Source organism: Pseudomonas poae RE*1-1-14, from assembly GCF_000336465.1.
In the GTDB taxonomy this organism is placed as follows: Bacteria; Pseudomonadota; Gammaproteobacteria; order Pseudomonadales; family Pseudomonadaceae; genus Aquipseudomonas; species Aquipseudomonas poae.
Genome location: NC_020209.1, coordinates 5116232 through 5128594 on the forward strand (window position 1 = coordinate 5116232; position 12363 = coordinate 5128594).

Consider the following 12363-nt stretch of genomic DNA (forward strand, 5'->3'; position numbering starts at 1 on the left):
TGTGGGCGCCGTGCGCGGTGCCTGCAGGGATTTTTTATTGGGAGAACCGTGATGTTCTACGTGCAACGCGATCAACATAGCGCGCTGGTTCGCGTCGAGGCGCAGGCCTTTGCCGAAGCCACCGAGACACTGCCGGCCGACCACCATGAAATCCAGGCGTGGTTCGCCGGTGATGCGGTGGACACCAGCCTCAAGCAGCTCAAGCAAAGCGACCTTGAGATGATTCGAGTGTTGGATGACTTGATTCAGGTGCTGATCACCAAGAACGTGATGAGCATCACCGACCTGCCACCGGCGGCGCAGGTCAAGTTTCTTGAGCGTACCCAGGCGCGGGCCGCGCTGGGCGGCTTGAGTGAGCTGATCAACGACGATGAAACCGGCTTGATCTGACCGCGGCCACCTCCTTTACGGCGTGACCGGCAAGGAGGCTCGAGGTGTCAGCGCTTCACTTCCAGGGCGCGGGTTCGCCGACCAGTCGGCCTTGCACCCCTTCGATGCCCATCTCGCGAATCACCCGCAACTCACCTTCGGTTTCCACGCGCTCGGCAATCAACGGCAGGTCGATGCTGTGGGCGGCGCGCTGGATCGCTTCGATGAAAAAGCGCTTGTGGCTTTCGTGGTCAATGGCGCGGATGTAGCTGCCGTCGATTTTCAGGTAGGCCAGCCCCAGGTTCGCCAGGTTGCCGATCATGCTGAAGCGCCCGCCGAAACGTTGCAGACCAAGGCTGAAGCCCAGGTTGCGCATGCGCCGGGTCATGCGCTCCAGCTCGGTCTGTTCGGGCACTTGCTCCTCGCCTATCTCCAGCGTCAACTGCACGCCCAGCGTGGGGTGCTGGGCCAGGCGTTCGAATACCCGCTCCAGGGCTTGAGGATCCTGCAGGGTTGCGGCCGACAGGTTCAAGGCGGCCGACACGGGGTGCTGGGTCAGGTGCTTGATCACCAGGTCCAGCATCAGTTGATCGAGCCGCGCGGTCCAGCCGAAGCGTTCCAGCCAGGGCAGGAAGTGGCCTGCCGCGATGGTCTGGTCCTGGCTGTCGAGCAGGCGCGACAGCACCTTGTAATGCAGCACCTGTTGGGTGTCGCCGCTGCTCACCACCGGCTGGAAAAACAAGCGGAAGCGACCTTGCTTCAGGGCGTCATCGAGCAGGGTGTGCCAGCTGTGCGGGTCATCGCTGACGGTGCCGGTAACCTGATGCTCCAGGCACACCCAGCTCTGGCCGCCGCTGGCTTCAGCCTGGGTCAGCGCCTGGTCGGCCAGTATCAGCAGGTCGGCGGAGGCGTCGCCCGGGTTGTACGGCGCCAGACCGATGAAGGCCACGGTCGGCATGTCGGTGGCGCCGGTTTCGTGCAGGCTTTGCAGGGTCGCTTCCAGCGCCTGGGCCAGTTGCAAGGCTTCGTCGCGCACCAGCCCCGGGGCCAGCACCGCGAATTCGCCGCCACGGCTGCGGGTGATGAGGTTGTGGGTTTCCGGGTACTTGGCGCAGGTGCGCACCAGTTGCTGGCTGACCGCCTGCAGCAACTGGTCGGTACGTTGCCCGCCCAGGCGCTGGTTGAGGCCGCTCAGGTCGTTGACGCGCAGCATCAGCAGGTATCCGGAGCTGGATTCCTCCAGATTGCTGACCCGAGATTGCAGCTGCATCTCGAAATAGCGACGGTTGGCCAGCCCGGTGAGGCTGTCTTGATACGACTCCACGCGCAGCTTCTCACTGCGTTCGGTCTGCTCATGGAACAGGGCCTTGAGCTTCTCCACCATCTGGTTCATCGCCTGCACAACACGGCGCAGCTCCGGGGTGCGCGGCAGGTCGGGCAGGCTCAGGAATTCGCGACGGGCAATCGCATGGGACTGCTCGACCATGTAGTCCAGCGGCTTCAATTGACGGCGCAGCAGCAGGGCGCCGAGTACCGCGCTCACCGCTCCGCATACCAGCAACCAGCCAAGGCTACCCAGGGCGCTCTGCCAGAGTTTGGCCAGGGCGAACATCGGGTGGCTGACCACCTCGACCCGCGCCGCCTGCTGCCAGCCACGGCTGACGATGGCATCACCGCCGGCAGGTTCCAGCCCGATCATCTTCACGAACCACGCCGGCACATTGCTGGCATCCGGCTCGGCGGCGCGCTCCACCAGCACCTGGTTATTGCTCAGGTCCACCACGCGGATGCTGGCGTAGTAGCCGCTGTCGAAAATCGAGCTGACCATCAGCTCGGTCATCGCCGGGTCATCGATGTTCGGGGTCAGTGACAGGGCCAGCGCGGTGGCTGCGTCCTGAGCGTGGGAGCGCAGCTGATTGACGTACTGGGTACGCGAGCTCTCCAGGCTGACCATGAAGCTACCGCTGAACGCGACTATCAGGAACACGCAGATAGCGATCAGCAATTGTTTGAACAGTGACATCGTAGCTCCTGTTAATTGTCCGAACTGGCCGGAAACCCTTCAGCGGTCATTTTTTTCAACACATCCTGCCAGCGTGACAGGCGTTTGGTGTCACCGACTTTCTTGTTGCCTGCCGCGCCGGTCAGCCACAGGCCTTCGCCGTTGAAGGCATACACGGGGAGCAAATCCTGGCGTTGGCTGGCAGGCAGAATCGGGTCCATCAGGCTGTCGAGCACCAGGGGCATGGCCTCGGGGCTCGCATAATACGTCAGCACCATGTGCGCACGGTTCTGGCGCAAGGCCTTGACGTAGGTAATACGCAGTTTCTCGGCCGGCACGCCGAGGTGGCGCAGGCTGAAGTACTTGGCGATGGCGTAGTCTTCACAGTCGCCGGCGCCTTTCCACAGCGACTGAATGGGGGTTGCCCAGTAATCGACCTCGTGCCACAGGTCGATGTCTTCCTCGTAGTGCATCTGCCGGTTGAAGAACAGGTTGACCACCTTGAGTTGCTCGGCCTCGCTCACCTGTTTCTGGGTAGACAGCAACTGTTGCCACGCATCGATGCGCTGACGGCCGGCACCGAGCGGCCCGTAGAGCGTTTCGGCGCGTCTGCTGATCTGGCTGAAATCCCAATCGGCCAGCAAATCGCCCAGCAGTCCGCACGCCAGCAGCAGCGTGATGGCAACACCGGAGAGGATCCGAGGGAGTTTGAAGCGTAACGCCACTGCGATTACCCAGGCATGCAGCATGGAAGGTGCGGCAATGGTGAGGTGATACCATGCAAAAGACAATGGCACAGTGAAATCACTTTTGATGAATTACAGAAAGTGATCGTCATTTAATTGGCTATTTTCCACTCGTCTGAAAGGCTGCTGGCGATTTAATCAAAATAATGACACTTGCAAGGAGCTGTCGGAGAATGAGCCCTCAAAATGCCTACAAAAAGACCTGCGGTGAAGCCAGTAACCTGCCGGCCTTTCACGTCTTTACAGGGCGCTGTTAAGGAGCTCCGGCCATGAGCCGCACCGATTATCTGTTTGCCTTGTTCGGCAAGAGCATTTCCCGCGATCCTGAGGGACGAAACGCTCGGCTGCACTTCTTCGGCACCGTGCCCTTTGACGATGGCACCCGGGTAAACCAGAGAGATGGCTCGCATTACCGCAGCCATCCTCAGGAACGGCTCCAGGCGCAGGAGCAGACGGTCGCGCGTCCCACGGTGGTGGCGGTGGTGTCGATCAATGGTGGCGTGGGTCGCAGCACGTTGGTCACGGCATTGAGCAGCGGGCTGCAACGACTTGGCGAGTCGGTGGTGGCCTTGGATCTGGACCCGCAGAATGCGCTGCGCCACCACTTCGGCGTAGAGGCCGAGCAACCCGGCCTGGGCCGTGCCAGCCTGCTTAATGCGCCCTGGACGAGCATTGTGCAATCGGGGTTTGCCGGGTGCCAGGTCATCCCGTTTGGCAACACCGACAGCCATCAGAAGGAAAGCCTGCAGCGCTGGCTTACGCGTGAGCCGAAGTGGCTGGCGCAGCGCTTGTCGGCACTGGCGCTGGATGAGCGCGGCCTGGTGATCATCGATACCCCGGCCGGCAACAACGTCTATTTGCAGCAGGCACTGAGTGTGGCCGATATCGTGCTGGTGGTCGCTCAGCCGAATGCCGCCTGCCTCGGCACCCTGGACCAGTTGGATGCATTGCTGACGCCGTGCCTTGAGCGCGCTCCGGGTTGCCACGTTGTGATCAATCAAATGGATGATAAGTCGGCGTTCAGCCTGGAGATGTTCGAGGCGTTCAAGCAACGTCTGAATGACAGACCCGTTGAAGTGATCCACTACGATCCCTCCATCAGCGAAGCCTTGGCTTTCGCATCCGACCCTTTGGATAACACACAAGCGAGCCTGGCGGGCGATGATATCAACCGCCTGTGTCGCCGGTTGATTGCCCGTAAAAAGCGTTTGTAATTGCCGTTTATGCGCGTGACGCCAGATGCTTATGCACAATGGCTCGGTGCCGCCTGTCATGAAACAGCCATGACGTGGCGCCGTCTGCGTGACGTTGCAACTGCCTGTTTTGCGTGCGTTTTATTATGTGAACAAAAAATGACCAGGGCGGCTTGCGGGCTGTAGGGTAGATGACTACAGCGTCTGTAAATATTTCATCAACAGAGTTATCCACAGGGCGCAGCGTATGAACGCTGCCCCTTAATCGTGCTCGGCCAGCAACATCAGGTTGCGCGGGGTCAACGAAGGTTCGCAGAAGGTGCCCACCTCGATGGCGTAGCCCTGTTCCTGCAAAAACAGCGCCCGATCGAGCACCAGCCAGACTTCCAGTGGCCGTCGAAACAGCCCACGCAGCAACTCCAGATTTCTGACCTCGGCCAGACGATGCCAGCCGTGCGCCTCCAGGGTTTCCCACGGTTGCTCTCCTGTGGATAAACCCTTGAGGCGTGCCAGCTCCTTGCAGTAGTCGGCGTAGGATTTGTCCAGCCAGCTGGCAGGCAATGAGGGCGTGGCGAGGTAGTCGTCGACGCCACGCAGTTGCCGTTGCAGGTGGTCGAAGCCCAGGCGCCAGGCCATGGAGCGGTCGCGCTGCTGGCGCACGCGCTTGCCGGCGGTCACGGTTTCGGTGAGGGGCAAGCCGAGGTCATCGACCGAAAGGTGCAAGGCCGAGGCGCGGCCTGCGCCGGACAGTGGCTGATAGCAATCGGCATTGATGCGGTTATAGCAGCAGGGCGACAGGGCCAGTTGCTTGCAGCCGGCGGCGCTGGCCATTTGCAGCAGACGCACATGCAGGTCGCCGCAGGCGTGCAAGGCGATGGGCGTGTGCTCGGGGCCGATTGCCACGTCTGCCATCACGTCCTGCAGGCGGTGGGTGGCGGGCAGCCGATGGTGATCGCTCAAGGCTTGCCCGGCCGCGACGAGGGCCGGGTCGTATTCCAGGCACGTCAGCGCTTGCCCGGCGTGCAGCAGACGGCGGCCGAGGTGGCCTTTGCCCGCGCACCAGTCCAGCCAGTGCCTGGGTGTGTCGGCAAAGGGCAGGGCTGCGCCGAAGGCTTCAATCTGCTGCCACTTGCGGCCCGGTACGTCGACGTTCAAGCGAGAGCGGGCAGGCGCCAGAGGATGAATCGGTAACTTATCCACAGCGCTCAATTGCAACGCTTGTCGCGCCAGCTGTGGAAAAGGTGCCGGTGCGGGCAAATCGTGGGGTTGGTTGTGGCTGTCTTGCGCCTCGCTCAGGGTGCGTTGGCGCAGCCACGCAGCGAGTTGCGGATGCTCGGTTTCCCAGGGCAAGTACCGATGAACAAAGGGCCGTGGTCGCCACAACCTTTGGTGTTCGATCAGGAACGCATCCAGCGCGTGGAAGCGCGCCTTAACGTCCCTGGCAGGCATCGACGCGCAGCCAGCGTTCCAGCAATTTGAAGCCGCGTACCAGGATGTAGGCCATCAGCAGGTAGAACAGCCCGGCGGCGAAGAAGATCTCCACCGGCAAATAGGTGCGCGCGATGATCGTACGGGCCATGCCGGTCAGTTCCAGCAGGGTCACGGTGCTGGCCAGCGCGCTGGCCTTGAGCATCAGAATCACCTCGTTGCTGTACGCCGGCAGGCCGATGCGCGAGGCGCGGGGCAGTATGATGTAGAACAGTGTCTTCGGCCTGGACATGCCCAGGGCGCGTGCCGCTTCGATTTCGCCGGGCGGAATTGCCTGGATCGCGCCGCGCAGGATCTCGGCGATGTAGGCGGCGGTGTGCAGGGTCATGGTGGCGGTGGCGCACCAGAACGGATCGCGCAGGTACGGCCACATGAAACTGTGACGCACCGTGTCGAACTGCGCCAGGCCGTAGTACACCAGAAACAGCTGCACCAGCAGCGGCGTGCCACGGAAGAAGAAAATGTAGCCGTAGGGCAGGGCGCGCACGTACCACAGGCGTGAGGAGCGGGCGATACCGAGCGGGATGGCCAGCAGCAGGCCGGCGATGACGGCAATGGCCACCAGCTCAAGAGTCAGGGTGGCGCCCTGTGCCAGTTTGGGCAGCCACTTGATGATCACCGACCAGTTAAGGCCCAGGTCGAAGTGCGCCAGCCAGCTGTAGTCGCCGCTCATTGGGTGCTCCTTGCAAAGCCGCGGGCGGCGCGTTTTTCGAGGAAGTACATGCCGGTCATGGCCAGCACTGTGAGGCCCAGGTACATGAACGCCGCGACCATGAAGAAGGTGAACGGTTGTTTGGTGACCGTCACGCCGATCTGCGCGTGGCGCATGATTTCTTCAAGGCCGATCACCGACACCAGCGCGGTGTCCTTCATCAGGATCATGAACAGGTTGCCCAGGCCCGGCAGGGCGATGCGCCACATCTGCGGCATGATCAAGCGGGTAAAAATCCGATACCTGGACAGCCCCAACGCTACACCGGCTTCGCGGTGGCCCTTGGGAATGGCGAGTATCGCGCCACGGAACACTTCCGTTGCATAGGCGCCAAAGCACAGGCCCAGGGCGATGACGCCGGCGGCGAACGCGCTGAGTGACAGGTCGGGGATACCGAAGGTCTCGCCCAGGCTGCGCATCAGGTTGACGGTGCCGAAATAAATCAGCAGCACCCACAGCAGTTCGGGGATACCGCGCACGATGGTCGAGTAAGTACCGCCCAGCCATTGCAACGGCTTGTAGGGGGACGTCTTGGCCAGGGCGCCGGCAAGGCCTAGCACTAGCCCCAGGCACAGGGCGGTGAGCGCCAGTTTGACGGTCATCAGCGCACCGGCGGCAAGCGCGGGGCCGAATCCGTAGAGATCGAAATTCATGGTGTTTTCATATCGCGGCAGGCAAGGCAAAAGCCGGCGCGCTCAGGTGAGCGCGCCGGGCAGGCCATTCAGGTCATTCGATGCTGAACGGGAAGTACTTGTCGTTGATTTTCTTGTAGGTGCCGTCGGCCTTGATCTCTGCCAGGGCTTTGTTCAGGCGCTCGCGCAGCGGGTCGCCCTTGCGTACGGCGATACCGATCTTGTCGCTTTCCACCACAGGGTCGCCCTTGAACTCATACGCTGAACCGTCTTTGCTCTTGAGCCATTCGTATTGCACGTACTTGTCGGCAAGAATGCCGTCCAGGCGACCGGACGTCAGGTCGAGGTAGGCGTTTTCCTGGGTGTCGTACAGCTTGGCTTCGGTGTCCGGCAGTTTGTCTTCAAGGTAGGTGCCGGCCAGCGTCGCGCGCTGTGCACCGATGACCTTGCCTTTGAGGTAGTCAGCATCGGGTTTGAAGTCGGTGGTGGCTTTGGGCGCGATGAACTGCAGCTTGTTGGAGTAGTACGGGTCGGTGAAATCGACGGCCTGTTTGCGCTCATCGGTGATCGACAGCGAAGACACCAGGAAGTCGAACTTCTTGGCGTTCAGGGCCGGGATGATGCCGTCCCAGTCGGATACGTACACTTCGCACTTCTCGACTTTCATCTTGGCGCACAGTGCATCGCCGATGTCCTTGTCAAAGCCCACCACGTTGCCGCTGGCGTCTTTGTTGTTGAACGGCGGGTAGGCCGCTTCGATCCCCATTTTCAAGGTTTCCGCCATGGCCGTGGCGCTGAACGCCATCGAGACGGCCGCGGCCAGAAGGAATTTTTTATAGTTCTGCATGCATGTTGCTCCGTTAGCGGTTGCTGGACATGAATTGTTTGCAGCGCGCCGAAAGCGGGTTTTCAAACACCTGCTGTGGCGATCCTTGCTCTTCGACCAGGCCCTGGTGCAGAAACACCACTTCGCTGGACACCTGACGGGCAAACCCCATTTCATGGGTGACCAGCAGCATGGTGCGGCCTTCTTCGGCCAGTGCGCGGATCACATTAAGTACTTCCTGGACCATTTCCGGGTCAAGCGCGGAAGTGGGCTCGTCAAACAGAATGACTTTAGGCTGCATCGCCAACGTGCGCGCGATGGCCGCGCGTTGCTGCTGACCACCGGACAATTGCGCAGGGTAGGCGTGACGCTTGTCGGCGATGCCGACCTTGGCCAACAGGGCTTCGGCCACTTCGATCGCCTCGGCCTTGCTCTGGCCGAGCACACGGCGCGGCGCCTCGATGATGTTGTCGAGGATGCTCATGTGCGGCCACAGGTTAAAATTTTGAAACACAAAACCGATTTCGCTGCGCAGGCGGTTGATCTGCTTGCCGTCGGCGGCTTGCAGCTCGCCATTTTTTGCGGCCTTGAGCTTGAGCGCCTCGCCGGCCACCAGGATCTGGCCCTGGTGCGGGTTCTCCAGCAGGTTGATGCAGCGCAGCAGCGTGGATTTGCCGGAACCGGAAGAACCCAGGATCGAGATCACATCGCCGTCGCGGGCGGTCAGCGAGATACCCTTGAGTACCTCCAGCTCACCATAGCGTTTATGCAGGTTGCGGATTTCAAGCGCGGGCGTGGCCTCGGCCATGTGGGGTCCTCATTGTGTTCGTTGCATTCGGCGCTGCGGGGCCGCCTTTCTGGCGAGGCGCCAAGCTAGCATAGCGTCCGAAGGACAGCCAACAGCGCGGCGGGCGGTTAAACGGTGGTCTGCGGCAGGGTGTCGCATCGGCACAGCGGCGTGTCGCGCCATCAACAACCGAACAACCGTTTGACCCGCAGAATGCGCAGGCTTTGCGTAAAAAAGGGCGCGATGGTGCCAGCTTTGGCCGGGGGTTGGAAGGGTTAACCGGGCAAACGGTGCATATCAGCCCTTTAATGGGGCGTCACGTACTTTTTGTGTGTGTTTTTGGTGCGCTCAGGCGTCTTGAATGTGGGGTGCACGGTAACGCTATAGCGAAATGCCATTGTTCTCAATGACTTGCGATGAGCTTGGAAATGTCCTACAGGCCGCGCCGACTAAGGTTTCGTAACATTTTGGCGCAAATCTTGCGTAAAAAATAAAGAACGCCTCTGTTGGTTTCTTTTCACGAGAAAGCATCCAAACCGGGCGGACCGTTTTCGCAATTCCTCGCAAAGGTGTGTCAATGAGTAGTACGCAAAGCTCCAATGACCTCGAACAGGGGCTCAAACCGCGTCACGTCACCATGCTGTCGATTGCCGGCGTTATCGGCGCCGGTTTGTTCGTCGGCTCCGGCCACGCGATTGCTGCCGCTGGCCCTGCCGTACTGCTGGCGTATGCCGCTGCGGGCACGCTGGTGGTACTGGTGATGCGCATGCTCGCCGAAATGGCCGTGGCGTCGCCGGACACCGGTTCGTTCTCCACCTACGCCGACCGCGCGATCGGGCACTGGGCCGGCTTTACCATCGGCTGGTTGTACTGGTGGTTCTGGGTGCTGGTGATTCCGCTGGAGGCCAACGCGGCGGCGACCATCCTGCATGCATGGTTCCCCGACGTGGCCATCTGGGCCTTCACCCTGATCATCACCCTGCTGCTGACAGCGACCAACCTGTTCAGCGTGAAGAACTACGGCGAGTTCGAGTTCTGGTTTGCGTTGATTAAAGTCGTGGCGATCGTGGCCTTCGTGCTTCTGGGCCTGGCGGCAATTTTCGGCATATTGCCCACTAGCCAGGTCAGCGGCGTGTCGCACCTGTTCGACACTCAGGGCTTCATGCCCAACGGCATGGGGGCTGTGTTGGCGGCAATTCTGACCACCATGTTCTCGTTCATGGGCACCGAGATCGTCACCATTGCGGCGGCTGAATCTAAGAACCCCGGAAAGCAAATCACCAAGGCCACCAACTCGGTGATCTGGCGGATCGGTTTGTTCTACCTGTTGTCGATTTTCATCGTGGTGTCTCTGGTGCCGTGGAATGATCCGACCCTGGCGGCGGTAGGTTCCTACCAGACCGTGCTGGAACGCATGGGCATCCCGAATGCCAAGCTGATCGTCGACCTAGTGGTGCTGGTGGCCGTGACCAGTTGCCTGAACTCGGCGCTGTACACCGCGTCGCGCATGCTGTTTTCCCTGGGCCGTCGCGGTGATGCCCCGGCCGTGGCCAAGCGCACCAACAAGAGCGGCACGCCTTATTGGGCTGTGCTGCTGTCGACAGGGGCTGCGTTCCTGGCGGTATTCGCCAACTATGTGGCACCGGCGGCGGTGTTTGAATTCCTGCTGGCCAGCTCCGGCGCCATCGCGCTGCTGGTGTACCTAGTGATCGCGGTGTCGCAACTGCGCATGCGTCAGAAGAGTGTGGCGGCGGGGGAGAAACTCGAATTCAAGATGTGGCTGTTCCCTGGCCTCACCTACGCGGTGATGGTGTTTATCGTCGGCACCTTGACCATCATGCTGTTCCAGGAAGCGCACCGGGTCGAGATCATCGCGACCGGGGTGTTGAGCCTGCTGGTGGTAACGGCGGGACTGGTCGTGGCGAGCCGGCGCAAGGCTCAGCGGGCGGGCGCTGCGGTACTTAACTGAGTTGATGTGGTTCCTCTGCGGGAGGGGGCAAGCCTCCTCCCACATTTTATTTTGTGTCAGTCCTGGGCATTCACCAGCGACTGTGACGCCGCCACGTAATCGGCCTGGAACTGGGCAGATTCAATCCACGCCAACGCCGCCGCTTCATCGTCACTGTCCGTGGTCCATTGCCGATACTCGATCAGCGCGGCCAGGATAAAGTCGGTGGCTTCTTCTTCGCCCTCCTGCTCCAGCACCAGCGCCAGCAACGGGTGCGCCAGGAACGCGGCACACATCGCCTGTTGGCTGGTTTCGCTGGCAGCGCGCATCTCTATGAACAACTCGGTCAAATCCACCGACTCAAGGTCGATACGATCGTCGTCACCGGCAAACGCATCCGGCTTGGTCGCCACGGCGCGCTGGGTGCGGTTCTGCTTGGCTTTGGCCTTGGCCCGATGGGCACGTTTTTGCTGCTTGTTCGGCGAGGCCATGGGTTCGGTTTCCTTGGATTGGGTGGGGTATTGAAGCGCAGGTTGGGGTAAATCCCAAGGGGTTATGTGAGGGGGCGATTCGCGGTGCTGCTATTGCTCCTTGCTTGTGCTGCTAATACGCTCGCGTCTGCATCGGCCCAGAGCTTCTTCATGACCCGCGAAACCCTCGAACACAACCAGATCCCCCTCTACTTCGTCGCGGTCTTTCTTGCTGCCACCCTGGGCCTGTTCGCGCCTTCGCTGGGGCATGGTCTCGTCGCTCTGGTCACGCCTGCCATCGCCGTGCTGATGTACGCGATGTTTCTGCAGATCCCTTTTCTGGATTTGCGTCAGGGCTTGGGCAGCAAGCGTTTCATGGCGGCGCTGCTGCTGGCCAATTTCATTCTTGTGCCGTGGCTGGTCTGGGCATTGACCCGTGGTCTTGTGGAGAGCCCGGCGTTGCTGGTGGGAGCCTTGCTGGTGTTGCTGACGCCGTGCATCGATTACGTGGTGGTGTTCACCCACATCGGCAAGGGCGATTCGCGGTTGATGCTGGCAGCGACGCCGGTGTTGCTGCTGTTGCAGTTGGCGCTGTTGCCGGTGTACCTGGGGTTGATGCTGGGCCCGCGGCCCGAGGTGGCGGTTGAGTTCGGGCCGTTTATCGCGGCGTTTGTCTGGTTGATTGTGGTGCCGATGGTGCTGGCGGTAATGACGACGTCCCTGGCGCGACGATCGGCTGTCATCAGTGCGTGGAACAGCGCCTGGGGCTGGTTGCCGGTGCCAGCGATGGCATGGGTGCTGTTTGTGGTGATCGGTTCGCAGATCACCTCGGTGGTGCGCGATCTCCATCTGCTGCTGCCGGTGATTCCGGTTTATCTGGGGTTCGTGTTGCTGGCGCCATTGCTGGGAATGCTGGCCGCACGAATGTTCGCGTTGCCGGCAGGAGCGGCGCGAGCGGTGACTTTCAGCGCCGCCACGCGCAACTCGCTGGTGGTGCTGCCGTTGGCACTGGCGCTGCCTCAAGACGTGCGCGGGTTGGCGGCGACGGCGGTGATCTTGCAAACCTTGGTCGAGTTGGCTGCCGAATTGGTTTACGTGCGCCTTGTCCCCGCAGTGGTGTGGCGCAAAAACCGGTAAACGCATGAAGGTTCAGGTCTGTTCAGGCGCTATTCAGGGGTGCGTTGTGCACC

The 12363-nt window shown here is 61.2% G+C and carries 12 protein-coding genes; 4 read left to right on the top strand and 8 right to left on the bottom strand.

Annotated features, from left to right (window positions below; all coding sequences use genetic code 11):
• Positions 1-51: 51 nt before the first annotated feature.
• Positions 52-390 (top strand): hypothetical protein, encoded by a 339-nt coding sequence (locus tag H045_RS22435; protein ID WP_003237545.1) that lies wholly within the window; start codon positions 52-54, stop codon positions 388-390.
• Positions 391-445: 55 nt separating this feature from the next.
• Here the strand turns inward: H045_RS22435 and lapD are convergent, their stop codons facing one another.
• Together lapD and lapG are read right to left on the bottom strand one after the other, a co-directional pair.
• Entirely contained in the window at positions 446-2392 is a 1947-nt protein-coding gene (lapD, locus tag H045_RS22440) for a cyclic di-GMP receptor LapD (protein WP_015373534.1), read from the bottom strand.
• Between the two features lie 11 nt (positions 2393-2403).
• Entirely contained in the window at positions 2404-3120 is a 717-nt protein-coding gene (lapG, locus tag H045_RS22445; RefSeq protein WP_015373535.1) for a cysteine protease LapG, read from the bottom strand.
• Positions 3121-3386: 266 nt separating this feature from the next.
• Between lapG and bcsQ the strand changes: the two genes are divergently transcribed.
• Entirely contained in the window at positions 3387-4331 is a 945-nt protein-coding gene (gene bcsQ, locus H045_RS22450; RefSeq protein ID WP_015373536.1) for a cellulose biosynthesis protein BcsQ, read from the top strand.
• 240 nt (positions 4332-4571) lie between these two features.
• Here the strand turns inward: bcsQ and H045_RS22455 are convergent, their stop codons facing one another.
• From H045_RS22455 to H045_RS22475, 5 genes are all read right to left on the bottom strand, one after another.
• Positions 4572-5759, bottom strand: coding sequence for a methyltransferase (locus H045_RS22455; protein WP_015373537.1), 1188 nt, complete (start codon positions 5757-5759; stop codon positions 4572-4574).
• Complete coding sequence (locus H045_RS22460) at positions 5740-6471, bottom strand: ABC transporter permease (RefSeq protein WP_003237534.1); 732 nt, start codon at positions 6469-6471, stop codon at positions 5740-5742. The genes H045_RS22455 and H045_RS22460 overlap by 20 nt, the downstream gene beginning before the upstream one ends.
• Complete coding sequence (locus tag H045_RS22465) at positions 6468-7163, bottom strand: ABC transporter permease (protein ID WP_003237533.1); 696 nt, start codon at positions 7161-7163, stop codon at positions 6468-6470. Before H045_RS22465 ends, H045_RS22460 begins: the two co-directional genes overlap by 4 nt.
• Before the next feature lie 73 nt (positions 7164-7236).
• Entirely contained in the window at positions 7237-7989 is a 753-nt protein-coding gene (locus H045_RS22470; protein ID WP_003237532.1) for an ABC transporter substrate-binding protein, read from the bottom strand.
• A gap of 13 nt (positions 7990-8002) precedes the next feature.
• Entirely contained in the window at positions 8003-8776 is a 774-nt protein-coding gene (locus H045_RS22475) for an ABC transporter ATP-binding protein (RefSeq protein ID WP_003237530.1), read from the bottom strand.
• Positions 8777-9332: 556 nt separating this feature from the next.
• On the opposite strand from H045_RS22475, the gene gabP reads away from it, so the two are divergent.
• Positions 9333-10724 carry a GABA permease gene (gene gabP / locus H045_RS22480; protein WP_003237528.1) on the top strand — a complete coding sequence of 464 codons (1392 nt, stop codon included), beginning with the start codon at positions 9333-9335 and terminating at the stop codon, positions 10722-10724.
• Positions 10725-10780: 56 nt separating this feature from the next.
• On the opposite strand, the gene H045_RS22485 is transcribed toward gabP, so the two are convergent.
• Positions 10781-11194, bottom strand: coding sequence for a hypothetical protein (locus tag H045_RS22485; protein WP_015373538.1), 414 nt, complete (start codon positions 11192-11194; stop codon positions 10781-10783).
• A gap of 150 nt (positions 11195-11344) precedes the next feature.
• Between H045_RS22485 and H045_RS22490 the strand changes: the two genes are divergently transcribed.
• Complete coding sequence (locus tag H045_RS22490; protein ID WP_015373539.1) at positions 11345-12310, top strand: arsenic resistance protein; 966 nt, start codon at positions 11345-11347, stop codon at positions 12308-12310.
• Positions 12311-12363: the final 53 nt, after the last annotated feature.

What these genes read in the sequence shown, in the direction of transcription:
- H045_RS22435 (WP_003237545.1), top strand. Translation starts at nt 52, where the DNA reads ATGTTCTACGTGCAACGCGATCAACATAGCGCGCTGGTTCGCGTCGAG.
- lapD (WP_015373534.1), bottom strand. Translation starts at nt 2,392, where the DNA reads ATGTCACTGTTCAAACAATTGCTGATCGCTATCTGCGTGTTCCTGATA.
- lapG (WP_015373535.1), bottom strand. Translation starts at nt 3,120, where the DNA reads ATGCTGCATGCCTGGGTAATCGCAGTGGCGTTACGCTTCAAACTCCCT.
- bcsQ (WP_015373536.1), top strand. Translation starts at nt 3,387, where the DNA reads ATGAGCCGCACCGATTATCTGTTTGCCTTGTTCGGCAAGAGCATTTCC.
- H045_RS22455 (WP_015373537.1), bottom strand. Translation starts at nt 5,759, where the DNA reads ATGCCTGCCAGGGACGTTAAGGCGCGCTTCCACGCGCTGGATGCGTTC.
- H045_RS22460 (WP_003237534.1), bottom strand. Translation starts at nt 6,471, where the DNA reads ATGAGCGGCGACTACAGCTGGCTGGCGCACTTCGACCTGGGCCTTAAC.
- H045_RS22465 (WP_003237533.1), bottom strand. Translation starts at nt 7,163, where the DNA reads ATGAATTTCGATCTCTACGGATTCGGCCCCGCGCTTGCCGCCGGTGCG.
- H045_RS22470 (WP_003237532.1), bottom strand. Translation starts at nt 7,989, where the DNA reads ATGCAGAACTATAAAAAATTCCTTCTGGCCGCGGCCGTCTCGATGGCG.
- H045_RS22475 (WP_003237530.1), bottom strand. Translation starts at nt 8,776, where the DNA reads ATGGCCGAGGCCACGCCCGCGCTTGAAATCCGCAACCTGCATAAACGC.
- gabP (WP_003237528.1), top strand. Translation starts at nt 9,333, where the DNA reads ATGAGTAGTACGCAAAGCTCCAATGACCTCGAACAGGGGCTCAAACCG.
- H045_RS22485 (WP_015373538.1), bottom strand. Translation starts at nt 11,194, where the DNA reads ATGGCCTCGCCGAACAAGCAGCAAAAACGTGCCCATCGGGCCAAGGCC.
- H045_RS22490 (WP_015373539.1), top strand. Translation starts at nt 11,345, where the DNA reads ATGACCCGCGAAACCCTCGAACACAACCAGATCCCCCTCTACTTCGTC.